We start from the raw sequence: 23,268 nt of genomic DNA, 5'->3' as shown, positions 1-23,268 counted from the left end.
CCTCTTATGATGGTAATAATTTCAGTACTGTTTCTATGATTAACGTTAAGATTGGAATTGCCATAGCAAGAATCAACAACTTACCAGCAAGTTCAATTTTCGATGCAATTGCTCCTTGACCCGCGTCTCTTACAATTTGCGCACCGAATTCTGCTATATAAGCGATTCCGATAATTTTTAAAACCGTTTCCACATACACGATTTCAACATTCGCTTTTGCTGCAAGGCTTTCAAGCATTCGAATAATGTGTTGAATTTCTCCTATTAAGTAGAGAAAAATTAAAGCGCCTGTGAAAACCGTAATCGTGAAGGCAAACACAGGCTTTTGCTCTTTGACCACAATAACTAGGAAGGTAGCGATTAATCCTAAGCCGACTATTTGTAAAATATCAATCGCAGTCACCCCCTACCCTTGAAAAAGGAAGACTCCTCGTATTTTCTGAAAAAGATCATCTATAATTGTAATGACCATATAAAGGACAACAATAAATCCTATTAAAGTGACCCAGTGCGCGTATTCCTCTTTTCCCATTTGCTTTAAGATTGTATGAAGCATGGCAACGATAATACCAATACCAGCTATTTGAAAAATCGTATTCACATCATGATTCATCTACGCTTCCTCCCAATGACTAAATCAAAAGTATGACAAGAAGAATACCGCCAAGTACACCAAGGCTTTTAAACATTCTTTCATATTTCATCTGATTATCTCTCGCTTCACTTTCTTCTCTCTCTAAGTGAATTAATGCCAGCTTCAGTTGCTTTTGCTCATGTTCTCGATCATGCTGACCAATGGTAGCGCCTAATTGCTTCATCACTTCTTTTTCCTCATTTTTAAAGGCAGTGTATTTCCAAACTTCCTCCATACTTTCAATCCATGCTTCATACGCAGTAGCATGGCCTGCCTCAAGCTTCCTCCTAAATGAATCAAAAAACCACGATACAGGATGACCAACCTGTCTACATATATGACTACAAGCAACGCTTAAAGGTGTCATTCCGTAAACAATCTCTGCTTCTAGTGACTGTAATGCCGCCTTCAACTGACGTAATTGGCGTGACCGTTCACTAACTGTCCTAGACCATTCCACACCTGCCCATGTGCTTGCCATAATAATGAGCACTGCACCTAGTAACTTCATGCTAGATCACCTTTTTACGTCGAATTTCCTTACCGGTTTTATCTTTAATCGCACTAATTGTTCCTGGACCATCTTCTCGCGACAGTTCGACGATACGATCAAAGCACCCCGACTTTAATAACCCCTCCATACTTGGCCTACGGTTTAAATCATCCAATTTCGTCCCATGGACTGTCACTACGAGATTAATCCCAGCATTTATTGCTTCGATAATCGCTTCACTGTCTTCTTTTCGTCCAATTTCATCTACAATCAGTATTTCTGGACTCATGGAGCGAATCATCATCATCATTCCTTCCGCTTTTGGACACGCGTCGAGTACATCAACACGGTCTCCCAATCGATGTTGAGGGATCCCCTGTACACATCCAGCTATTTCTGAGCGCTCATCGACAACGCCTACCTTTGCTGATGGAATCCTTCTTAATTCATCTCCTTCAGCCATAAGTCGAGTTAAATCACGAAGCATTGTCGTTTTACCAGACTGAGGTGGCCCTAATATAATCGTATTCATCCACCTTCCAGCATATAGATATGATACTAGCGGTATAGCTATTCCAAGCTTTTGCTTCGCAATTCTCACATTAAATGAAGCAATATCTCTAATGGCTTTGACATGTCCATTTAGTGTAATAACCTTCCCTGCGAGGCCTACACGATGCCCTCCCTCAATCGTTACAAAACCTTTTTTAAGTTCTTCTTCCAGAGCATAGAGAGAGTAGTGACTTAGCTTATTTATCATTTGTAGACCATCATCTTTTGAAATAAAATAACCCTGGCCATTTAAGAGAGGAAAATCCGGCTTCCCGTTGATCATGATCTCAAGTGGACGGTTAATACGCATTCGAATTTCTTCAATCGTCGATCTTTCAACAATTGAATACTGATTCAAAATTTTTTGTACATTTTCCGGAAGCACGCGAAGAACTTCTTCCAAGAATGTCCCCCCTCTCTAAGCTTGTTTCTCCCTACACTACTATTCCTGCCTTGATTAAATTATGTCTCTACTAAATCTATGAAAGGGTTCCAATTAAAATAAAGGCAACCCCTATCATGATAAAAATAATTTTCATAATTGATAGATCACCTGCTAGACCAATCAACCCCACTGACATGGTAACTATTAAAATAATTGGCCCAACTATAGCGAGAATGGCATTAATCATCATGGCTGTTCTTAGATCCTGAATAAAAAGAATGAGAATCGCTGCTGTAAGCTCAATCACACCAGAAAGTATTCGAAGCACTCCCATGACAAGAACGGAATGAATCATCTCTAGCCTCCCACAAATTGTTTGTACAACTTATGATGAATTTATGATTTTCAGAAGAAGTTCGTAAATCATATAACTCAATTCATTATTGAGAAATCAGCTTCATCATGCACCTGAGGCAAATAGTATGTTAGCTAGATTGTTGTATTTAAAATATTGAACTTATTGGAGGAAAACAAAAAAACCACCCAGCGAAGGCTGGATGGTCATTTTACTTTTAAACCATTTAATATAAATTGTACTGTCAGTTCAATCTCCTGCTCATCATCCCACTCACTCTCCGGCACCATAATATACCGTGCAAGAAAAAACCCGAGAACGGCTGTTATCGAAAGTCTGATCGCAGAGGAAGGCGGAATTTGGATTAATTCGCCTTTCTGTTGGAAGTGAACAATCACTTTTTCAAATCGATCAAACAAATCCTTTGCTACATGCTCGATAAATTGGGTACGAAGTTCTTCATGAAAAGGAATCTCCTGCATCAGAATTTTAACAATTGGTAAGTGCTTGTGTATGAACGCCTGTCTATTTTTTACAACAGCTCTCAAAAAATCCTCATAGTGCTCATAGTCTGGTTTTAATACTTTGTCTAAATCTTTCACGATGAAAGGGGCAACAAGATGGCTCATAACAGGTGTAACAATAGCGAGCAGCAAGTCTTTCTTTGTATTATAATGGCGAAATATTGTTCCTTCCGCTACACCGGCACGTCTCGCAATTTGACTTGTTGAGGAAGCGGAAAATCCTTTTTCCTGGAACATTTCAACTGCCGCTTTAACAATGCGTTTTTGTTTCTCAGTTAAATCTCCGGACTCGCTTACCTCTTCATCAAATAGCCATTCCATGCCGTCTTCTATCTTTTTCATAAGCTCCCCCTGACTCTAAATGCGTCGGTGTTTTTTTAGTGCGTATATATTTAAAATCATAAAAGCGATTGAGAATCCAAATAAAATAAGTAAATCAATCCATATTTCTGTTATTCCCTGTCCTTTGATCATAACATCTCTAAGAGCTTCAGCTCCATAATACAAAGGAGTTAACGGACCAATCCAGCTTAAATAATTTGAAATCGTATCAAGATTAAATAATCCAGAAAAAAAGAGTTGCGGTACAACAACAAGTGGTATAAACTGAATCATTTGTAATTCATTCTTTGCAAATGATGAAAGTAAAGTTCCTAAAGTTAGGGCACTTAATGCTAGCATGAGTGTTATAAGTAGTACATAAAAGAAAGCGCCTTCCATTTTTAAATCAATCACATAAATACTATATAGGGCAATGATCGCTGATTGAAACATAGTAAATAATCCAAAGCCGATCACGTATCCAATTACAAGTTCCCACCTTTTAATAGGACTAGCTAAAACTCGTTCGAGCGTCCCCTGGGTTCTCTCTCTCAAGAAAGAAACCCCAGCAATTAAAAACACAAAAAAGAAAATAAAGAAACCAACTAGTACAGGACCAAAGTGATCAAATGAAGTCATGTCACTCGAGCCAAAAAGATAAGATACATCTAAATCCACTTCTTCGTTGTTTACCATAGAATTACTTCTAACAAGATTAATTACTGCTTGATTAATGGAGGGATCACTGCCTTCTAGATGTAGTTTCTTTTCCCCATTGCTGAAGTCAATAATTGCATCATAATCTTCTTTCAGTAGTGACTCAATGGTATCTTTTGACGTAACTTTTTTAATAATAGCATGCTCTTCTATTCTTTCGACGAGTTGCTCAGGTATGTTTAGTGTGCCCACTTTCAACTCCAGGTCTTCCCCGTTAAACACTAGCGATAACATGGTTAAAATGATAATTGGTGCCACAATCATTAGGCCAATCGTTCGCTTGTCATGAATGAACTGCCTTAATATACGTTTTACAACGGCTGTAATTCTCATTCCTTAACACCCCCATATGAGAGAAAAGCTTGCTCAATTGTCGTCGAATCCGTTTGCTTTTTCAATTCTTCTGGTGTTCCAACAGCAATCAACCGACCATCTCGAATCATCCCAAGCCTTGAACATCTATCAGCTTCATCCATTACATGAGTCGTAACGAGAATGAGCACGCCCTTTTGTCTCAGATCTTCAAACGTATCCCATATCTTTTGTCGCAAGGACGGATCTATACCAACAGTTGGTTCATCAAGCAACAGGACTTCAGGGTCGTGCAATAAAGCGATAGCAAGTGATAAGCGACGCTTCATTCCTCCTGAGAAGTCTTCCACTCTTTTCTGAAGTTCGTTTTCTAAATCTACTAGCCTCATAGCAGATAAGATACGATCTTTTCGATCACGACGACTCACACCGCTAAGCGTTGCAAAGAATTCTAAATTCTCATAAGCGGATAGTTCACCATACAAAGCATCCGCTTGTGCCATATAGCCGATACGCTTCATTATCTTTAAATCAGGCATTTGTTCATCTAATACTGTTACCTTTCCTTCTGAAGCCTCTTCAATACCACAGAGCAGTTTGACAAATGTCGTTTTTCCAGATCCTGATGGTCCTAGGAGACCGAAGATCTCACCTTGCTTAAGTGAAAGGCTAATATTATCTAAGATCGTAGTCGTGCCATATCGTTTTGTAACACTTGCTTGGATAGCATCTTTTTGCATATGACCCCTCCTTAAATGAGTGATTACTCACTTCATTATACCATTCATCCCTTTTTTGTAAAGTGAGTAATCACTCATTCATGATTTTAAAAAAACCGCTCATACAGAGCGGTTTAAAAATGTTTACTTTATCCTCTTGATACATACTCGCCTTTAGAAGTATCTATAATTAAAACATCTCCCTGGTTAACGAAGAAAGGCACTTGAACAGTTAAACCCGTTTCAACAGTTGCGGGTTTAGTTCCACCTGAAGCTGTGTCCCCTTTAATACCAGGCTCAGTTTCAGTAACAACGAGTTCCACCGTATTCGGCAATTCAACTCCGATCGTTTCTTCACCATAAGTACGAATAGAAATCTCCATGTTTTCTTTTAGAAATTTAAGTTCATAATTAATTTGCTCTGCAGGAAGTTCAACTTGCTCATAAGTAGTTGTATCCATAAACGTATGCATATCGGCACTTGCATAAAGATACTGCATTTTACGATTTTCAATATGAGCTTTTGCTACTTTTTCTCCTGCTCGAAAGGTTTTTTCTTGAATTCCACCAGTACGAAGGTTACGTAGCTTCGTTCTTACAAAAGCTGCTCCCTTACCAGGCTTCACATGCTGGAAGTCCATTACCGTCCAGATGCCATTATCCACTTCAATTGTAAGACCAGTTTTTAAATCGTTAACAGAAATCATTAATAGTCCCTCACTTTCATTATTCGCCGAGGATCAGCAATTCTTTAGTAGAATGAGATAATGTCTCATTTCCAGTTTCAGTAATTACTGTATCATCTTCAATTCTTACTCCGCCTTTACCAGATAGGTAAATACCTGGTTCAACGGTTACTACCATACCTGGCTCTAATACTGTATCAGATTTAGTTGAAAGACTAGGTCCCTCATGTACTTCAAGACCAACACCATGACCTAGTGAGTGCCCAAAGTATTCTCCAAATCCTTTAGAAGTAATTAAGTCACGTGATAGAGCATCTGCTTCTTTTCCGCTCATTCCAGGCTTAATTTGTTCCATCGCCTTTAATTGAGCTTCTAGAACAGTATGATAGACACCTTTAAGCTCTTCTCCAGGATCCCCAACAGCCACAGTACGTGTAATATCAGAACAGTATCCTTTATAATAAGCACCAAAATCAAGTGTTATCAGTTCGTTTTTTCCAATGATTTTATCACTTGCAACGCCGTGCGGAAGAGCTGAACGTATACCCGACGCAACTATAATATCAAATGAAGACGAGGTTGCGCCATTTTTTCTCATGAAAAACTCTAGTTCATTAGAAACGTCCAATTCAGTTAGACCCGTACGAATGTATGATGTAATATGTTGGAAAGCAGCGTCTGCTATTTCGGTTGCTTCTTTAAGAACCTTTAATTCACTCGAATCTTTAATCATACGATGTTTCTCAAGAATACCATTAATCGGTACAAGTGTACCGTCTACATTATTCTCATATGCTTTAAAAACTTGATATGTAACCTGCGTTTCTTCAAAGCCAAGTTTTTTAACGCCTAGTTCATTCGCAAGCTTTGCTACTTCTCCAACAATCGGGCCTTTATGCTGCACAATATCAAACCCCTGTGCTTGCTCTCTTGCCTGATCCATATAGCGGAAATCTGTTACAAACTTCGCTTCTTTCTCAGTAATGAGAACAACACCTGAGCTACCTGTAAACTGGGAAATATATCTACGATTGCTTGCTGAAGTAATTAACATCGCATCTATATCATACTCTGTAAATGACTGACGTAGTTTCTCAATACGTTCCACTGTTTCGTCCCCCTTTAAAATGATGGCTATGTTAATGAACGTTGTTTATTATTGGCTCATATACGCTCTGTGACGACCAACCGTCTGAACAAATTTATTTGCTCGAAGCGATTAATCGTCACAGAGCGACCTTTCAATAGAGGTGAAAGGCAAGTGAAATGAAGATTTCACTCGAGTGAGCCAAAAATCGAAAATCAACAGCATAAGCTAACATAGCTAACTAAAATTATAAAAACGACCGCAATGCCAGTTCGTACCCATTCAAACCAAATCCTACCACTTGCCCTTCCGTTACTGGTGAAATAACAGATGTATGGCGAAAAGGTTCTCGCTTATGTACATTCGAAATGTGTACTTCCACAACCGGTACAGGAACACTTGCGATAGCATCTCGTATGGCGTAACTATAGTGAGTAAAAGCACCAGGATTTAAAATGATACCTGAAGCACTTTCTGCTTCATGAATCCAATCAATGATATCTCCTTCATGGTTTGATTGACGAAAAACAACAGCAGCGTCATTCTCACTAGCAAATTGTATTAACCGTTGTTCAAGGGTCTCTAGCGTGTCATTACCATAGATGCCGGGTTCACGTTTGCCAAGTCGATTTAAGTTAGGTCCATTAATTACGTAGAATGTTTTCATCCCGGTCTCCTTCATCACGATCTGACTTCTATATTAAATAGAAAAAAAAGAGAATGTTCCATGAACATTCTACCATAGCTTCATTTATTTGAATAGGAAGCGCCCTTCTGCTGGTTTTCATGATATTCAAAAGAAATCGAATACCCGATAAAGACGCCGTAAAGAAGATAAAGGCATATCGTAGTAATGACTGTGTTGCGATCAAGTTTCGTAATCGTTGGCAGATCGATGAACATTGGATTGAGTAAATAAAATACAATTATCCATAATACAATCCCATAAGCAAGTCCTGCAAGCATGTTATTTATTTTCACAAGCGTTACTTTGTACAAAAAAGCCACAAGTATGGATACAAGCCCAAGGGCAAGAATTCCAATCCACTGCCCTAGCTGTTCATTTTTCCATTCGCCAAGTGCCCATGGTGACAAAATGAGAGAGGGTGGTATCTTAGTAAATTTAAATAAGTATGTAAGATAACCAATTACACCCCAAAATAGTCCTCCAGCAATCCCGATTGTAATAACTTTTGATGTAAAAGATAGAGGTTGCTCCTGCTTATTTTGTTCAAGTTGCTCATTCTCTTTACCATCTTTCTGCTTCTCTTTATCCATAACACTCACCTCCCCCTTAAGCATTCCCTGTTGATGATGGAATTATTTATTAGAAGAATTGCCTATTGAAAAGATTAAAATTGCCTGTGTTGGGGAAAATGATTATTACAATCTATTACCTAGAGGTTTTTGCCTATTTCTTGTAGAATGGTATAAAGTACAATTTGTTAGAGTTTGAACGCTTCAAAACATTCTACTTCATACAATAGGTTGGTGAGAGATATTGTCAGATACAAATAAGCCTGCTTATGGCGGGCAAGCGGTTGTTGAAGGTGTTATGTTTCAAGGGAAACATACGTCTGTAACCGCCATTCGGCGCAAGGATGATTCAATTGATTATTTAGAAGTTCCGAAGCAGCCGAAGCCTATCCGAACAAAGCTTAAGAAAATCCCATTCATACGTGGTGTTGTTGCGATTATCGACGCCAGTGGCAATGGAACTAAACATTTGAATTTTTCAAGTGAACGCTATGATGTGGACCCTTCGGAAGATCAGGAAGTATTAGGTAAGGAAGAGCCTTCCAAAATAACGCTTTTATTAGGTGCAGCAGCCATAGGCGTTATCTCGTTTGCATTCGTAAAAACGATTTTCACTATATTACCCGCCTTAGCGGCAGCCTCACTTGAGTTTATATTTCCAGGGCACGTTGTACAGAACTTGATTGAGGGTTTCATTAAGCTCATTCTATTGCTTGGGTATATTTATTTTATTTCGTTAACCCCAATTGTAAAAAGAGTCTTTCAATATCATGGTGCAGAACATAAAGTCATCAACGCTTATGAAGCAGGACTTCCTATTACAATAGAGAATGTTCAAAAGCAATCGCGTCTTCATTATCGATGCGGAAGTAGCTTCATCCTTTTCACAGTAGTCATTGGGGTATTTATTTACCTTCTTGTTCCTACTGATCCATTATGGGTAAGGTTACTCTATCGTGTTGCATTAATTCCGGTAGTTCTTGGAGTTTCATTCGAAGTTCTCCAATTAACGAATAAAGTTAGAGAAGTTCCTGTATTAAAAGTGCTTGGCTATCCTGGGTTATGGGTTCAGCTACTAACAACGAAAAACCCAGATGATAAACAAGTTGATGTTGCAATCCACTCATTTAATGAACTACTTTCTCGAGATAAACAACGAGAGGAAGACGATTCAAGCACAAAAGTTGTGTAAAGATGAACAGGAGGTGAATCATTTGTCGCGCCGTGTTGTTCAACCTCTAATTTATTTATTAATTGGCCTAGCAGCTATTGGTTTTGTTTGGAAAATGGTCACAGACCCTCAAGGACTTTTCATGCAGCTTCTTATCACTGCTGTGATTGCTGCGATCATGATCTTCGTTGTCAGAAAGTTAATGGCTAGAAGAATGGGTCAACAATCAACTTCCTATCAAAAGGCCGCTAAACAATCAACCAAAATGAAAAAGAAAAAAGCTACACCAAGAAAAAATGCACCTCACCTTCGTGTCATTCCATCTAAACGTCTTTCTCCTAGAAAGCGCTCTTTACAGGAGGATCGAAAACAAAATCCTTTTACCGTAATCGAAGGACGTAAAGGAAAAAAGAAAAACAGAGCTCTCTTTTAACATGGTTCACTTGTTTTACCGATAAGATTGGGCGACTTAATAAAAAGTCATTGTCTTGAATGGAAAGCTCTTTCTATTTGGAAGTAACTAAACTAACATAAATATAGAAAAGGTGGCTGATTTCATTAGCCACCTTTTCATGTAATAATGTCAGGCAATTTTCTCCACGTATTGAGAAATTGAGAAGTTCGCTCTTCTCCTAACAAAATTAGTTTCTTTTGACTTTGTCTCTCTAGTTTAAAAGCTGTCGTCAGATCATGATCCACAGGTATAAACACAATGTTCTTCGCTTTTTGTTCTTCAATATATCGCGCATCATGAGCCTGCTTCATTGTTTCAAATAATGCCTGATACATATCAACAGCATTTGTAATTTTATTTTCCGGAACGTGGTTAAAGTTTGCACTCAATTGAAAGCCTAATACAGGTCTTTGTGGCTTTTTATTTTCAGGAGGTTGGAATATCCATAGAGGGAAGTTACTTAAAATCCCGCCATCTACCATATAGTGCTTTTTACCATCAATGGAGTAGAGCGGTTGAGGTTTAAAGAAAAATGGTAAACTCGCACTCATCCTAACAGCTTTCGCGACAGAAAATCGCTCAGGTACGAAGCCGTACTGTGCTAAGTCATCAGGTATAACGACAAGCCTCCCTTTCGATATATCGGATACAATAATCTTGAGTGATCCCTCGGGTAAATCACCGAATGTTTCAATGCCTTTGTTTTTTAATAACTCCCCTACCCATAATTCTAGGTCCTTCCCAGAATAGAGCCCAAGATTCCAGTACAACATCAACCACCGTATCAACGGGAATGTATAACCTGAGTTTTTTTCGAGTAGTGTCGTTAGATCCGTATCGAGCAAGATCTTTTCTAATTCATTTCCTTTATAACCTGATATAATCAAAGATGCAATTATAGCCCCAGCACTCGTGCCCGCTGTACGTTTAAATTCGAGGCCTTTTTTCTCAACGGCTTGAAGTGCTCCCACTAGCGCTATCCCTTTAACTCCGCCACCTGAAAAGACGCCATCAATGTACACACTCAAACCTCCTTCCCACCTTATTAAAGCCTAAGCTTTAACGGGGGAATTTAGTACAAAAAAAAAGAAACAACCCGATTAAACTTCGGATTGTTCCTCGTGTGCTTCTTCATTTTTACGTTGCACTTCTCTAAGTTCATCCACTCGTACATTTGTCTCTTCAAAGTACTGGACAAGATCACCAATGCGATCGATAGCGTCCCAGCTTAGATGATGTTCAATACCCTCAACATCTTCGTATATATTCTCTTCGTTAACCCCGATAACACCTAGAAATTGTTCAAGCAAAGCATGGCGATCAACGAGTCGCTTTCCTAGCTTTTTCCCTTTTGGAGTAAGCATAAAGCCGCGATATTTTTCGTATACGACATATTTACCTTTATCTAATTTTTGAATCATTTTGGTTACCGAGGAGGGATGTACCTCTAATGCTTCCGCGATGTCTGATACGCGAGCATACCCTTTTCCGTCTATAAGTGCATAAATACGTTCAATATAATCTTCCATACTGGGAGTAGTGGCCATTGGATTCCCTCCATCTTTTATTCCATTTAAGCCAGTTAATAAAAGCATACACCATAGTATGGGCGGATACAAGGAAAGGTTCCATAAGCTTCTATTAACTGCATTAACTCAGTTCTAACACTCTTATGTAGAGCAGATATTATATCATATTTCATTTAATCGGTTTTGTAAATTAGTGGATAAAATACAAAGTCACTTGAACACCCCAACAGCACTTGCGAAAAAACGCCCCTAATCTACGCACAAAAAGATGAAGGATAAACGTTTCCGTCTATCCTTCTCTTACATCAGTTAGCTATTAAAGTCCGCACTTCAGCTGTGCACCACAATTATCACAAGTATTGCATCCACCGATTTCCTTTACCTGACCCTTTCGACAAACAGGGCACGTATTACCTACTTCAGACCCGATAGTAACGTCTGTAGAGCGTAGATCTGTAATCGTGTCAACTAGTACTACTTGCTTCTTTTCTTGCATGCCACCTTCAAACTCAAGCTGTTCAAATGAATTTTCTTCTGCTTTAAGAGTTAGAACCTGAGAATCACGGCTACCATCTACATAAACGGTACCGCCCTTGGCTCCTCCATTATATAGACGCTCATAAACTGCTTCCACTTGTTTCACTGAATACCCTTTTGGAGCATTAACAGTTTTTGAAATCGAGCTATCAACCCAGCGTTGAATAACGCACTGAGTGTCAGCATGATCTTCTGGTGCGAGCTCCATTGCTGAAACGAACCATTCCGGAAGGTTTTCTGTATCAGCTTCTGGGTTTCTTTCAAAGTACTCTGCAAGAATATCTGCTTTTACTTCGATAAATTTACCAAGTCGTCCACTACGGTAATAAGAGAAAGAGAAGTAAGGCTCAAGACCGGTGGACACCCCTACCATCGTGCCAGTGCTCCCAGTAGGCGCAACTGTTAGAAGATGTGAATTACGTATACCATAGTCCATAATGCTGTCGCGTAGGTCATTTGGCATTTGTTGCATATAACCTGTGTTAACAAATGCTTCACGTAATCTATTTGTCTCCGCAACTGTTTCACCCTCAAGGAAAGGGAAGCTTCCCTTTTCTTTAGCAAGGTCCACAGAAGCACGATAAGCTGTTGTAGCAATTGTTTCAAAAATCTGATCTGTTAAATTATTCCCTTCTTCTGATCCATATATTGTTTCACAGTATATAAGAAGGTCGTGTAGCCCCATTACTCCTAGTCCTACTCGACGTTCGCCAAGAGCTTGCTTCTCATTCTCCTCTAAGAAGTAAGGTGTCGCATCAATAACGTTATCTTGCATGCGTACGCCAACTTCAACCGTTTCTCTCAGCTTATCGAAATCAACAGTCTTTGTCTCTTTATTAGCCATCTCAGCAAGGTTCACTGCTGCTAGGTTACATACAGAGTAAGGTGCTAATGGTTGCTCACCACATGGGTTAGTAGCGACAACTTTTTGACCGTAAGAAGTTGCGTTTGTTTTTTCATTTGCATTATCAATAAAGAAGATACCTGGCTCTGCAGAGTAAGTAGCACAAATATTAATTAAATCCCACAGCTCTTTTGCCTGAACCTTACGATAAGTTCTTACTGGAAAGCCTTGCTTCTCCCAGTCACGTACATCCCCTGATTCATGCCAGTTCTCATTATAAAGTGCCATTTGTTCTTTCGTATAGTTCTCTACATCCGGGAATCGAAGTTCATATTCAGAATCATTTTCAACCGCGTCCATAAAGTCTTTCGTTAAACAAATCGAGATGTTTGCACCAGTCAAGAAGTCAGGATTGTGGACAGAATACGTTCCACCCGTTGCAAGCTTATCCTGCGCATCCTGCATCACTTTTTCTTCAAAGCCACCTGTTCCGGGAATACTACGGTAGTTTAAGATACTTTGGTACATAGATCTTTCCGACTCTGAGAGCGGTGTGAATTTCAACTTATCTTCTGCAAGTTTCTTAATTTGTTCATCCTTTGTATTCTCCATAAGGAAACGAAGAATGCGTGGATTCTGCATTTTTGAAATGATAAATTCAATAATATCAGGATGCCAGTCAGCGAGCATAATCATTTGGGCCCCACGTCTTGAGCCACCTTGCTCCACTAGATGCGTCAGCTTCGCAATATCATCCAGCCATGAAACCGAACCTGATGATTTACCATTCACACCCCTAGCAAGCGTGTTTCTAGGACGAAGTGTAGATCCGTTCGTTCCTACTCCACCACCTCGACTCATAATCTCCATTACTTGTTTACGGTGTTCAGAAATACCTTCTCTTGAATCCTGTGGAAACGGCATAACGTAACAGTTAAAGTACGTCACTTCCGTATCAGCTCCAGCTCCGTAAAGCACACGCCCTGCAGGAACAAAGTTCATAGATGAAAGTTCTTTATAGAAACGATCTTCCCAATATGTCTTTTCCCCATCTGTTTTCTCTACATCAGCAAGGCCACGTGCATTACGACGAGCAATTTGCTCATAATATACTTCCAAGGGCTTTTCTATGACATCCAACGAACGGACAATAATACCTGATTCTCTTTCTTCTTCTGTGTCTAAGACGCCAACGTAATCCTCATGAACAGCTACAGTTGCTTTCTTAGATTGAAGGTCGAATTCTTCAATATACCCAAGACCTCTTGCTGGAAATTTTGGATCTTCTTTAATCGTTAAGACAACAAAATCACCTTTTTGTAATGTCTTTTTCTCTGTATCTTTAAATGCATAGCGGTCAAGCATCACAAGACGACTAACACCTTTGTGAGTTAGATGCATATCCTCTGTAATCGGATGAACCTGCGCAAACATTTCAATATCCTTATTCAACTGCTCAATGTTAATAGATCTTCTTTTTTCATTGGTTTGTATTGTCATATAAACCCCTCCGTTTCGACATTTATACACTTAAGAGCATCTCTAGATGTATGTAGCTATGATAAATCGTCTTGATTAATAGTAGCACATGTACACGAACCAGACAATCATTTTTAACCATATATAGTGTTCAGAATTCTTCAATCAATACTACATATAGTAAAAGAGCGAATACTTTAGCGATTTGTCAACTTTCAAATCCAGTGAAAATGAAAGGTTTTCCTCGATAAATAAAGATTAGATTAGAAGAATAGAGAAAAAAGAGGAATTTTGTCTATTGCACATTTTTCCACACTCTGCCTTTTTAACACTGGAGACAAAAGTTAATCAGTTAACAGACCCTGATTAAGATTAGAACATTTGTTCTTGTTAAGTCAATAGGAAAAAGCACCCAACGAAGGTGCTTATTTGCTAAAGTTCCATTCCTTGCTAGCGTATTTCTCCTCTGCTAGTTGAACAACAAAGGACTCTTGTTCATTCGTTAGTTGATATGGAACCAATTCAATATCAAGTCCCTGTTGAAAACCATCATAAAAAGCTTTAACCGCTTCAGATATCGATACAGGAGTTTCACGGAGTGAATTAATAGCTACAGCCTTTTTTCTAAAACCTCGCTGCATCCGCTCACGTATCCGTTCATTTTTAAATTTGAAACAATCAAACAATTGGTCCTCATCAATGTCAAGCAGAATCGATCCATGCTGGAGAATGACACCTTTTTGACGAGTTTGAGCGCTCCCAGCGACTTTTCGCCCTTCTACAACAAGTTCATAATAGGATGGAGAGTCAAAACACACACCCGATCTTGGTGCACGTAGCTCTTCTTTCTCTGCATCCGTTTCAGGAACAGCGAAATAAGCATTCAATCCAAGTTTTCTGAAACCAATCAATAACCCTTCTGAAATAACCCGGTACGCTTCTGTTACGGTTGAGGGCATGTCTGGATAATCTTCAGAGACAATAACGCTATAAGTCACTTCCTGATCATGAAGGACAGCTCTTCCACCAGTAGGGCGTCTCACAAACCCTAGACCATTTTTTTCTACAGCATCCATATTAATATCACGTTCGATACGCTGGAAATAACCAATTGAAAGTGTTGGGGGATTCCACCCGTAAAATCGAATAACAGGGGGGATAGTCCCATCACTATGCCATTTCAATAATGCTTCATCAAGTGCCATGTTATAAGCTGGAGAACGTTCTCCCGAATCAATAAATGCCCATTGCTTCATTTTCGGAACTCCTTTATCACTGTCAGTTTTCTAACACCTTCCCTATTCTAGCAGAGGAGAAAATGGATGACCAATGAACACTCTCAATTATTTTAGCTATGTCTTGAACATTATTTGTTTTTCGATCTTTCGAGTATAGGCGAATCTCCTCTATCCCAACTAATTTAGAACAAATTTGATTTAATTACTGAACACTACCTATTCTTTTTATAGTTATTCCTTTTTTTCTTTTGCGGAAAGCCGAAAAGACGTGTAAACTTAAAGTTGTCGATTTTACTTGAAAGGGTGTAACAAAGTTTATGGAATGGATTATCGCAATACTCGTCGCGATCATTGTGTATGTTGTCATAACTCGATACATGCAAAAGAGGAATTTGAAAACGTTAACGGAGGAAGAATTCCGTGCCGGCTATCGTAAAGCCCAACTGATTGATGTTCGTGAACCAAACGAATTTGATAATGGCCATATTCTAGGGGCAAGGAACATCCCTGTTAGTCAGCTAAAAATGCGAATTAAAGAAATCCGCAAAGATCAGCCAGTTTATATGTACGACTACAACGGAATTATTGTAGCTCGTGCTGCAAGCATTCTTAGAAAACATGGCATTAAAGATCTTTATCAATTAAAAGGCGGCTTCAAAAAATGGGGCGGCAAAGTAAAGAAAAAATAAAAAGCAGCTGCCTTTGCAGCTGCTTTTTTTGATTGCTATTCAGCAACTCAAAATGGCTTTGTTGATTTTGCATCATTGATTTATCCATGTTAAACGTATCTCTCATTTGAATGAGCCATAATCGAGTAGTGAACAATATAAGTTAACAGGGCCTATCAATAAGCATTAGGCTTTTTGATAACGTAAAACAGGCTTTCTGGCAGCCGTGGTTTCATCAAGGCGACCAATAACTGTTGTATGTGGGGCTTCCTGAACAATTTCCGGATTTTCCTCTGCTTCTTTTGCAATTTGAAGCAGTACATCACAGAACTCATCAAGTGTTTCTTTTGATTCTGTCTCCGTAGGTTCAATCATCATACATTCCTCAACGTTAATTGGGAAATAGATCGTTGGCGGGTGGTAACCAAAGTCTAGCAGTCGCTTTGCCATATCAAGCGTTCTGACACCAAGTTTCTTTTGTTTTTTTCCTGAAATCACGAATTCATGCTTGCAGTGCTGTTCATAAGGTAACACAAAGGCATCTTGTAAGCGTCTCATCATATAGTTAGCATTTAATACCGCATTTTCCGATACTTGCTTTAAGCCTTCTGGCCCCATAGTACGAATATACGTATATGCTCGAACATTGATACCGAAATTACCATAGTAAGGCTTTACACGACCAATGGACTGAGGACGGTCATACTCGAAACGATAGGCATTATTCTCCTTTACGAGTACAGGCTTAGGAAGGTAAGGAATTAAATCAGATTTAACACCAACCGGTCCAGATCCAGGTCCACCACCGCCATGAGGTCCAGTGAAAGTTTTGTGTAGATTTAAGTGCACAACATCAAAGCCCATATCTCCAGGACGAGCAGCCCCCATAATAGCATTCATATTTGCACCATCGTAATATAGCTTTCCACCTGCGTTATGAATAATTGACGCCATCTCTGTAATCTGTTCTTCAAATAGTCCAAGTGTATTTGGATTTGTAAGCATCAGCGCAGCCGTATCTTCATCTACTACACGTTTTAAATCTTCAAGATCAACTAGGCCTTTTCCATTTGATTTCACTGTCACTGCCTCAAAACCAGCAACTGTTGCAGAAGCAGGGTTTGTACCGTGAGCTGAATCTGGAACAATGACCTTTGTGCGATTGAAATCACCGTTCGCTTCATGATAAGCACGGATCATCATTAATCCTGTCCATTCTCCGTGAGCACCTGCTGCAGGTTGAAGCGTTACTTCATCCATACCTGTTACAGCCACGAGGTTTTCCTGAAGATTGTACATCATTTCTAGCGCACCTTGAACGCCCTCCTCTTCTTGAAGCGGATGTATGAAGGCAAAGCCAGGATACCTTGCTACATCTTCGTTAATTTTTGGATTGTACTTCATCGTACAAGACCCAAGTGGATAAAATCCAGAATCCACTCCATGGTTACGCTTAGACAAGGCTGTATAATGACGCATCAATTGTAATTCTGACACTTCTGGTAACTCTGGTTCTGTTTTACGATTAAACTCTTCTGGCAACCACTGATCTAGATCCATATCAGGAACATCAAGTTCAGGTAGACTATAAGAAATACGCCCCGGTTCACTTAGTTCAAATATTAATGCCTGATCTTTACTCATTGTGCTCCCCCCACTTCTTTTATGAATGCATCAATTTCTTCTTTCGTCCGATTCTCTGTAACGGCTATAAGCATATGATCCTTCAATTCTGGATAATCTCTCCCAAGATCATATCCACCAATAATCCCTTTTTCTAATAACTTTCGATTAAGATCTTTAACCGAACCGTTTAATTTAATCACGAATTCATTGAAGTACACTCCATCAAAAACGGTTTCAACTCCCGCCTGTTTCAGCTGACTGTTCGCATAATAAGCTTTCTTCATATTTTGCTCCGCCATATGTCGAACGCCTTCTTTACCAAGAGCACTCATAGCAACTGAAGAGGCAAGAGCATTCAACGCCTGATTGGAACAAATATTCGAAGTCGCTTTATCCCTTCGAATATGTTGCTCGCGTGCTTGTAAGGTTAGAACGAAACCGCGCTGTCCATTATCATCAGTTGTTTGCCCAATCAAACGACCTGGTACTTTTCGCATCAGTTTTTTTGTCACTGCGAAATAACCACAATGCGGTCCACCAAACTGTGCCGGAATTCCAAACGGTTGACAATCTCCAACAACGATATCTGCCCCCATCTCTCCTGGAGGAGTTAAACGACCAAGGGCAAGCGGATTACTTGAAACAACAAACATCGCTTTTTGCTCATGAACAAGCTTTTCAATTTCGGGTAAGGGCTCTAACTGACCAAAAAAGTTCGGGTACTGAACCATAACACATGCAGTATCTTCGTCGATTTCATTTTTCAATTTATTAAGATCTGTACACCCATTCATCGTATCTACTTCAACCACTGAAAGACGCTGTCCACGCGCATATGTATCAATAACAGCACGGGCTTCAGGATGTACGCTCTTTGAAACAATGATCTTTTTCTTTTTAGTTTGCCCAGCACTGAGCAGACCAGCTTCGGCAAGAGCAGTTGGACCATCATACATCGAGGAATTCGCAACATCCATTCCAGTAAGTTCGCTTATCATTGTCTGAAATTCAAAAATGGCCTGCAATTCCCCTTGTGAAATTTCAGGTTGATATGGAGTATAAGCTGTATAAAACTCTGAGCGACGAATCACATGATCTACAACAGAAGGAATGGCGTGATCATAAACACCAGCACCAAGAAAAGATACATTCTCCTGTATATTCGCATTTTTAGAAGCCAGTTTTGACATATATCGAATCAGTTCAGGTTCAAATAACTGTTTCTCTACTTTAAGATCTCCCTTAAAACGAATAGCCTCCGGAATATCTTCAAAAAGAGCTTGGACAGAGTCCACTCCAATTGTTTCAAGCATTTCCTTTCGATCTTGATCAGTTGTCGGCAAGTAGCGATGTTTCATATGTTTTTCTCCTCCTCTATTTCCCTTTATTTCTGTCTTTTATAAAATGGTGATGGAACAACTTTAGCTCCCACACGTTTGTTACGAATTTCAACATCTAGCTCAGTACCCATTTCTGTAAACTCTTTCTTTATTAATACAAGACCAACATTTTTTTTCAAAGTTGGAGATTGTGTCCCAGTAGTAACTTCGCCAATCAATTGTTCCCCTTTGTAAACAGGATAGTGGGTCCGCGGAATCCCGCGCCCAGTCATTTCAATCCCAACTAACTTTCGCTCAAGACCATTTTCACGCTGACTTAGTAAAACAGATTTTCCGATGAAATCAGCTTCTTTACTAGTTTTAACAGCAAAACCTATTCCCGCTTCTAGCGGAGAAATATCTTTCGTTAACTCCTGCCCATAAAGAGCTAGCTTTGCCTCAAAGCGAAGCGTATCGCGAGCCCCAAGGCCACAAGGTAGAATGTTTTCTGGCTCCCCCGCAGCAAGAATCGCCTTCCACAGTGAAGGGGCATCCTCCCAAGAAGTATACAGTTCAAAACCATCTTCACCCGTATAGCCGGTTCTAGACACTAACGTATTAATGCCCTCAATCACGACTTCATTCTGAAATTTAAAGAAACCGATAGTTGAAAGATTCACCTCCGTTAGACGTTGGAGAATCACCTCTGCTTGCGGACCCTGAATAGCAAGTTGGGCCATCTGACTTGATATGTTCTGAATAGAAACTCCTTCGATAAGGTGTTTTTCAAGCCAGTCAAAATCTTTCTCAGTGTTAGCGGCATTAACTACCAATAAATAATGGTGTTCTGAGTGCTTATACACCAGAAGGTCATCCACAGTTCCGCCATCTTCATAGCACATTGCTGTATATTGAGCACCGTTGACCTTTAGTTTGCTTATATCATTTGTCATCATCTTTTGAAGGTAATGAAGCGACTGTTCACCACTAACATCAATTTCTCCCATATGAGAAACATCGAATAAACCTGCTCTCGTTCTAACGGCCTCATGCTCTTCTTTAATACTTGAAAACTGAACCGGAAGAGCCCATCCTCCAAAATCAATTGTTTTAGCGCCCATAGCTTTATAGGTTTCAAATAATGGTGTCTTTAATAGTTCACTCATCTTATTCCCTCCTAAAATCATTCATCTTAAAAAGCGTTTTAACGAAGCATAAAAAAGGACAGAGAAAACCGCTTTAAGTAGCGCGGTTTCTCTGTCCCGTTGACCTGAAAGTTTCTCCTCACATTACGCGAGAATTACATCTTTGGCGGCTATAAAAGCTCTCTCCAGAGGTGCGTCTAGCAAGAGTCTTTTTGCCTGAGAGATTCACAAATTTGTTTGCTCCTTCGGCGCTGCATATAGCAGTCTCTCCTCTTGCTTTCATTCGCCTATTTTCAGTTTTAAGGTATTGGATTCTACTGATTGATTCATACTAATAGTGCTTTCGATTTCAATCCTACCACTACCATAGTGGCATTGGCAACAATCTTTTTAATAATGAAAGTATTTTAACTAATATATTAAACACGAACATTATTATACATTAATCACGTATCATTCGTAAATAATCTTTATCGAGAAAGGGTTTTCATTTTGAGAACAGAATTGAAATTTGATCAAGAGTGGACAAACAACTTTCTGAAACAAATTGATGAAGACGGCCCCTGGGCTAACTGGGACCTTTTTAAACTGGCTATTGAGGCTGAGCATCATACAACCATCCCCACTTTCGCAGGCTTACAGGCGCCATCACATCTCCCTCATTTAACACCACATCCTTACCAGCTTGAAGCAGCTCGGCGAGTTGTAGAGGAAATGAACGGAAAAGCGATTCTAGCAGATGAAGTTGGACTTGGAAAAACCATTGAAGCTGGTTTGATTATTAAAGAATATATGATTCGGGGTCTTGTCAAAAAAGTTCTGATCCTTGTTCCGGCATCATTAGTATCACAATGGGCTATTGAATTAAATCAAAAATTCTACATTCCAGCTGTAGTCCAAAGGAAAAGCTATGTATGGGATCAATGTGATGTTGTGGTTTCATCGATAGATACAGCTAAACGAGAGCCTCATCGCTCAATAGTTTATGAGCAGAACTACGACATGGTTATTATCGATGAAGCACATCGTCTAAAGAATAGTCGTACAAAAAATTATGAATTTGTACAGCACTTACCTAAAAAGTTCTGTCTGCTATTAACGGCTACCCCTGTTCAAAATCGTCTTGATGAAGTCTTTAACCTTGTATCGTTATTAAAACCAGGACATCTAGGAAGCTTGGAAAATTTCGAAAAAGACTACAATGGTAAAGTAAAAAAGCTCGAAGACGAAGAAAGGCTTCGCGCTCTCATTCAAAAAGTGATGGTCAGAAACCGGCGTGAAGATACTGGAATGGACTGGCCAGAACGTATTGTTCAAACAGTACCTATTACTTTCTCACCTGAAGAAGATGAGCTTTATCGTTCAGTCGAAGCGCTAAAGAAACAGCCAGTGGCTACGAGAAGTCAATTCTCGATCATCACTTTACTAAGAGAAATCTGTTCAAGCCGCGAAGCAGCATATATGACATTAAAAAAAATGCTTGATAAAGAACACCTTGACGACTCTTCTAAAACTCTCATTCAAATGTTAATTAAAAAAATTGAAGGAGTGCCAACAAATTCAAAAGCAGAAAAGGCCCTTGAATTGGTGCAATCAATCGAAGGTAAGGTCATTATTTTCACAGAATATCGAGCGACTCAATTATATTTACAGTGGTTTTTAAAAGAACATGGAATTACGTCCGTCCCATTTAGGGGTGGATTTAAACGGGGAAAAAAAGACTGGATGAGAGAACTCTTCAAAAATCACGCAAAAGTTCTCATTGCAACAGAAGCAGGGGGAGAAGGAATCAATCTTCAATTCTGTCAGCACGTTATCAACTACGATCTACCTTGGAACCCAATGAGAATTGAGCAGCGCATCGGTAGAATACATCGACTTGGGCAAGAAAGCGATGTGCACATTTATAATTTTGCTACGAAGCACACAGTTGAAGAGCATATCCTTACCCTCTTATATGAAAAAATTCAACTATTTGAAAGTGTTATTGGACAATTAGATGAGATTTTGACACGACTTGGTATGCGCGATATTGAAAAGCATATTTCTGATATACTTCTACACTCTGAAAGCGAAGGTGAAATCCGAATTAAGATGGAGAATATTAAAGAGCTTATCAATTATCAGAAGGAGGAGACAGATGCAACAAGAAAATATTCATAATTATCTGCGCTCGTATTTCCTTGCCAATGACTGCCAGATTCGAGAAGAAAAATCCGGCTATCTTGACGTCCAATTAACGATTGATCTTGATAAAGAACTAATGAACCGCCCTTTTTATTGGCACTATCTTGAGAAGACTGGTGGTACTCCTCGACCAATGACACTCACACTAATTACAAACCAATCAAGCGATGAAAAAGGGGAGTTCGTTCACTTTGGTGCGCCAAGACTACATCAAATTTTCTCTTCTACTAAAAAGCTTGCGTCCTCTATCCGACTTTTTGAGGATGTGCAAACAAATTATCAACAACAATATTCTCTTCATCCATGGCTCTGCCTTAATATTAAAATATCTTATCAGTGTGATCGAAAGAAACACCGTCTCCTCTCCCTCGGTCTACACCTTGTAAGCGGAGCGGTTGTTGATGACTTTCACCAGTTATTACTAACAAAGAAACTCACTCCTAAAATTCCAGATTATGCTTTTACAATAACGCCTATTATTAAACCCTCAAGCGGCTTGAAGAGACTTGAAGATGTGGTAGAAATGCTTATTTCACAGGAGGATTCAGAATGGGCAGAAGAAGCAAAAATGAGATGGGCTACTGATTTAAACCTTCTTGATCAATTTTATAACGGAAAAACCAATGATCAGAGCTATCAAGTTGAAAGAGATGCTCTTCGAAAACAATATGAGCCAACAATTACGGCAGAAATAATTAACGGGGGCATCTTTCATTTAGCACCAGGTATTGAGTCACATCCTTCCTAAACGAAGAATGTTAAAATTAGCGAATCCATACAAAAAAGCTCAGACGAGTCAGTCCGAGCTTTCATGTTTCTTTTTTTTAACAAACATTGAAATCGACATAGGGATAATGCCAAACCATCGAAACAAAAATGGTTGCTTTTTGGCTTTTTTGACAGCACGCTGTTGCTGCCTTTCCTCTTTTGGTTGATCAATATAAGACACAACTTGCTGAGTCATATATTTCACAAGATCATTTGATGACATCTTGATCACCCTTTAATAGTTGTCTTCTATTTTAAGGA

At 39.3% G+C, this 23,268-nt stretch carries 25 protein-coding genes and 1 riboswitch; of the genes, 5 read left to right on the top strand and 20 right to left on the bottom strand.

Going from position 1 to position 23,268, the window contains the following annotated elements:
* Window positions 1-4: 4 nt before the first annotated feature.
* The 12 genes from spoIIIAD to ABVF21_RS12345 form a co-directional block, all read right to left on the bottom strand.
* On the bottom strand, window positions 5-394 hold the full coding sequence (spoIIIAD, locus tag ABVF21_RS12400; protein WP_194222342.1) for a stage III sporulation protein AD: 390 nt from the start codon (window positions 392-394) through the stop codon (window positions 5-7).
* Window positions 395-406: 12 nt separating this feature from the next.
* On the bottom strand, window positions 407-613 hold the full coding sequence (spoIIIAC, locus tag ABVF21_RS12395) for a stage III sporulation protein AC (protein WP_048308951.1): 207 nt from the start codon (window positions 611-613) through the stop codon (window positions 407-409).
* A 19-nt stretch (window positions 614-632) separates the two neighbouring features.
* Window positions 633-1,145, bottom strand: a complete 513-nt coding sequence (gene spoIIIAB, locus ABVF21_RS12390) for a stage III sporulation protein SpoIIIAB (protein ID WP_194222114.1) — start codon at window positions 1,143-1,145, stop codon at window positions 633-635.
* Window position 1,146: 1 nt separating this feature from the next.
* Complete coding sequence (gene spoIIIAA, locus ABVF21_RS12385; protein WP_303530697.1) at window positions 1,147-2,082, bottom strand: stage III sporulation protein AA; 936 nt, start codon at window positions 2,080-2,082, stop codon at window positions 1,147-1,149.
* 76 nt (window positions 2,083-2,158) lie between these two features.
* A complete protein-coding gene (locus tag ABVF21_RS12380) occupies window positions 2,159-2,419 on the bottom strand; it encodes a DUF2619 domain-containing protein (protein WP_371018271.1) in 261 nt (86 codons plus the stop codon).
* Window positions 2,420-2,625: 206 nt separating this feature from the next.
* Entirely contained in the window at window positions 2,626-3,285 is a 660-nt protein-coding gene (locus tag ABVF21_RS12375; RefSeq protein ID WP_303530693.1) for a TetR/AcrR family transcriptional regulator, read from the bottom strand.
* A gap of 15 nt (window positions 3,286-3,300) precedes the next feature.
* Window positions 3,301-4,314 carry an ABC transporter permease gene (locus ABVF21_RS12370; RefSeq protein WP_371018270.1) on the bottom strand — a complete coding sequence of 338 codons (1,014 nt, stop codon included), beginning with the start codon at window positions 4,312-4,314 and terminating at the stop codon, window positions 3,301-3,303.
* Window positions 4,311-5,033, bottom strand: coding sequence for an ABC transporter ATP-binding protein (locus ABVF21_RS12365; protein WP_371018269.1), 723 nt, complete (start codon window positions 5,031-5,033; stop codon window positions 4,311-4,313). Before ABVF21_RS12365 ends, ABVF21_RS12370 begins: the two co-directional genes overlap by 4 nt.
* A 128-nt stretch (window positions 5,034-5,161) precedes the next feature.
* Window positions 5,162-5,719, bottom strand: a complete 558-nt coding sequence (gene efp / locus ABVF21_RS12360) for an elongation factor P (protein WP_303530687.1) — start codon at window positions 5,717-5,719, stop codon at window positions 5,162-5,164.
* Window positions 5,720-5,738: 19 nt separating this feature from the next.
* Window positions 5,739-6,806: a M24 family metallopeptidase gene (locus ABVF21_RS12355; RefSeq protein WP_303530685.1), complete on the bottom strand. Its 1,068-nt coding sequence runs from the start codon at window positions 6,804-6,806 to the stop codon at window positions 5,739-5,741.
* Window positions 6,807-7,032: 226 nt separating this feature from the next.
* Entirely contained in the window at window positions 7,033-7,452 is a 420-nt protein-coding gene (aroQ, locus tag ABVF21_RS12350) for a type II 3-dehydroquinate dehydratase (protein ID WP_303530683.1), read from the bottom strand.
* 80 nt (window positions 7,453-7,532) lie between these two features.
* Window positions 7,533-8,063: a YqhR family membrane protein gene (locus ABVF21_RS12345; protein ID WP_194222123.1), complete on the bottom strand. Its 531-nt coding sequence runs from the start codon at window positions 8,061-8,063 to the stop codon at window positions 7,533-7,535.
* Between the two features lie 223 nt (window positions 8,064-8,286).
* Here ABVF21_RS12345 and ABVF21_RS12340 point away from each other — a divergent pair, with 223 nt between their 5' ends.
* Window positions 8,287-9,234, top strand: coding sequence for a DUF1385 domain-containing protein (locus ABVF21_RS12340; protein WP_303530681.1), 948 nt, complete (start codon window positions 8,287-8,289; stop codon window positions 9,232-9,234).
* Window positions 9,235-9,256: 22 nt separating this feature from the next.
* Window positions 9,257-9,646 (top strand): SA1362 family protein, encoded by a 390-nt coding sequence (locus ABVF21_RS12335; RefSeq protein WP_371018268.1) that lies wholly within the window; start codon window positions 9,257-9,259, stop codon window positions 9,644-9,646.
* A 137-nt stretch (window positions 9,647-9,783) separates the two neighbouring features.
* Here the strand turns inward: ABVF21_RS12335 and ABVF21_RS12330 are convergent, their stop codons facing one another.
* The 4 genes from ABVF21_RS12330 to ABVF21_RS12315 all read right to left on the bottom strand — a co-directional run bounded on the left by ABVF21_RS12330 (window position 9,784) and on the right by ABVF21_RS12315 (window position 15,312).
* Window positions 9,784-10,689 carry a patatin-like phospholipase family protein gene (locus tag ABVF21_RS12330; RefSeq protein ID WP_303530678.1) on the bottom strand — a complete coding sequence of 302 codons (906 nt, stop codon included), beginning with the start codon at window positions 10,687-10,689 and terminating at the stop codon, window positions 9,784-9,786.
* A 78-nt stretch (window positions 10,690-10,767) separates the two neighbouring features.
* A complete protein-coding gene (gene mntR / locus ABVF21_RS12325) occupies window positions 10,768-11,214 on the bottom strand; it encodes a transcriptional regulator MntR (RefSeq protein WP_194222127.1) in 447 nt (148 codons plus the stop codon).
* Between the two features lie 298 nt (window positions 11,215-11,512).
* Window positions 11,513-14,077 carry a vitamin B12-dependent ribonucleotide reductase gene (locus ABVF21_RS12320; RefSeq protein WP_303530675.1) on the bottom strand — a complete coding sequence of 855 codons (2,565 nt, stop codon included), beginning with the start codon at window positions 14,075-14,077 and terminating at the stop codon, window positions 11,513-11,515.
* Between the two features lie 404 nt (window positions 14,078-14,481).
* Window positions 14,482-15,312: a lipoate--protein ligase family protein gene (locus ABVF21_RS12315; RefSeq protein ID WP_303530673.1), complete on the bottom strand. Its 831-nt coding sequence runs from the start codon at window positions 15,310-15,312 to the stop codon at window positions 14,482-14,484.
* A gap of 299 nt (window positions 15,313-15,611) precedes the next feature.
* Here ABVF21_RS12315 and ABVF21_RS12310 point away from each other — a divergent pair, with 299 nt between their 5' ends.
* The gene (locus tag ABVF21_RS12310; RefSeq protein WP_194222130.1) at window positions 15,612-15,983 is read left to right on the top strand and encodes a rhodanese-like domain-containing protein; all 372 of its coding nucleotides are present in this window, start codon (window positions 15,612-15,614) and stop codon (window positions 15,981-15,983) included.
* 165 nt (window positions 15,984-16,148) lie between these two features.
* On the opposite strand, the gene gcvPB is transcribed toward ABVF21_RS12310, so the two are convergent.
* Genes gcvPB through gcvT form a run of 3 tightly spaced genes read right to left on the bottom strand, consistent with a single transcriptional unit; the run spans window position 16,149 to window position 20,073 of the window.
* Window positions 16,149-17,606 (bottom strand): aminomethyl-transferring glycine dehydrogenase subunit GcvPB, encoded by a 1,458-nt coding sequence (gene gcvPB, locus ABVF21_RS12305; protein WP_371018267.1) that lies wholly within the window; start codon window positions 17,604-17,606, stop codon window positions 16,149-16,151.
* The gene (gene gcvPA / locus ABVF21_RS12300; RefSeq protein WP_303530671.1) at window positions 17,603-18,946 is read right to left on the bottom strand and encodes an aminomethyl-transferring glycine dehydrogenase subunit GcvPA; all 1,344 of its coding nucleotides are present in this window, start codon (window positions 18,944-18,946) and stop codon (window positions 17,603-17,605) included. Before gcvPA ends, gcvPB begins: the two co-directional genes overlap by 4 nt.
* A 26-nt stretch (window positions 18,947-18,972) precedes the next feature.
* A complete protein-coding gene (gene gcvT, locus ABVF21_RS12295; RefSeq protein ID WP_303530670.1) occupies window positions 18,973-20,073 on the bottom strand; it encodes a glycine cleavage system aminomethyltransferase GcvT in 1,101 nt (366 codons plus the stop codon).
* 173 nt (window positions 20,074-20,246) lie between these two features.
* A riboswitch (glycine riboswitch) is annotated at window positions 20,247-20,335 on the bottom strand.
* A gap of 209 nt (window positions 20,336-20,544) precedes the next feature.
* Here gcvT and ABVF21_RS12290 point away from each other — a divergent pair.
* Complete coding sequence (locus tag ABVF21_RS12290; RefSeq protein WP_371018266.1) at window positions 20,545-22,215, top strand: DEAD/DEAH box helicase; 1,671 nt, start codon at window positions 20,545-20,547, stop codon at window positions 22,213-22,215.
* On the top strand, window positions 22,193-22,987 hold the full coding sequence (locus tag ABVF21_RS12285; RefSeq protein ID WP_303530667.1) for a YqhG family protein: 795 nt from the start codon (window positions 22,193-22,195) through the stop codon (window positions 22,985-22,987). The genes ABVF21_RS12290 and ABVF21_RS12285 overlap by 23 nt, the downstream gene beginning before the upstream one ends.
* Before the next feature lie 48 nt (window positions 22,988-23,035).
* Here ABVF21_RS12285 and ABVF21_RS12280 read toward each other — a convergent pair whose 3' ends face one another.
* The gene (locus tag ABVF21_RS12280) at window positions 23,036-23,230 is read right to left on the bottom strand and encodes a YqzE family protein (protein ID WP_194222136.1); all 195 of its coding nucleotides are present in this window, start codon (window positions 23,228-23,230) and stop codon (window positions 23,036-23,038) included.
* Between the last annotated feature and the right edge of the window lie 38 nt (window positions 23,231-23,268).

Origin of the sequence: Pseudalkalibacillus sp. JSM 102089 (assembly GCF_041366475.1) — a bacterium.
GTDB lineage: Bacteria > Bacillota > Bacilli > Bacillales > Guptibacillaceae > Guptibacillus > Guptibacillus hwajinpoensis_B.
This window is presented reverse-complemented; position numbering and strand designations above follow the sequence as displayed.